Annotated in this window: 1 pseudogene; it reads left to right on the plus strand. The window is 62.5% G+C overall.

The features are described from left to right. Nucleotides 1–307: 307 nt before the first annotated feature. Nucleotides 308–622: pseudogene (locus tag HDG32_RS35915) on the plus strand (hypothetical protein). The last annotated feature ends 498 nt before the right edge of the window (nucleotides 623–1120 follow it).

The following is a 1120-nucleotide window of genomic DNA, read 5'->3' on the forward strand; positions in this document are numbered from 1 at the left end:
CAATCTCTATCGAGCGCCACATCAGCCACCCGGCTGTCGCGATGATCATGGACGCGGCGCGTAGCGAACTGTTCAACGTTTAGCGGGGCCGTTTCCGATGTGAACGCGACGTTCGGATGTCCTCGTGAGAGCACGTGCCGGTGGGTGGCGATGGCCGCACCCGGCCGGATGGCCACGCACTCGCATAAGCACCACGAATTGAGCAGCGGCGATAAATGAATAGGCTCCAGCAAAACGGTGGGCTTGATTCGAAGGACAATGCTCAGTCCCGATCAAACTTCAACGCTTCATTGGAGGAAATTGGGCCATGAAGAACTCGCCGAGGATCTGGCCGGCGCTTCCTGCGTTGATTCTTTCGCTCGCTCGCTGGCTGCGCTGCGGGCGGCATATCGCAAAGCTTGCCGCCATTAAGCGCTGCGCAATGCCGCGACCTGGCCGCGCTCAGGAACAACGCCCCTCCCTCCCCCCTGAGCGAAGCCGGAGCGAACTGGCGGCCCTAAGGAAAGCGGGCTACGACCCATCACCATGGTTCGATCCGCACTACCCGGAGGATGCGCAGGCGGCGCAGCGTCAGGTCGATCGTTGGTATCAGGCGGAATGCCAGCAGGCGGAACCCGACTAAGGCGCCAGCGTCGTCCGCGATACAGCTGCGCTGACGATGATCGCAATGCGATAGTTCCATTGGGCCGATCGCGCCTTGCGAGCCGAGAAATGGAACCGTGCAAAGGTCGCCCATCGACCCGATTGTGCGACTGCAGTCGATACCCACGAAACAGCGTACTGCCGGCTTTTCTCGCCTTTATCGCGGCGACGTCCCGGCAATTCGTCGCCGCGTTCGCCGGTTGCAACCGACTGAGGGGCCCGATATGGCAATGCCAGGAAGCGAATTACCCGGCGGCCGCCAAGCTCCGGTGATAGGTAGCGCCCAGCGGTGCGTTGCTATCCGAGCCTTCCACAACGAATCGAGCGGCATTGTTTTAGGGGCAGTCCGCTAGGCCTTGTCGCGCCTGGAGGCCGCTACCCCGGTAAACGGCATCAAAATCACGGGGACCCCGAGTCGCGATGCGCGCCTGCTGCCTGCGGATGATCGAACGCGCCGCGCGGGCCAGCGCGAGATCGA

Source organism: Paraburkholderia sp. CI2 (genome assembly GCF_014201055.1).
GTDB classification, from domain to species: domain Bacteria; phylum Pseudomonadota; class Gammaproteobacteria; order Burkholderiales; family Burkholderiaceae; genus Paraburkholderia; species Paraburkholderia tuberum.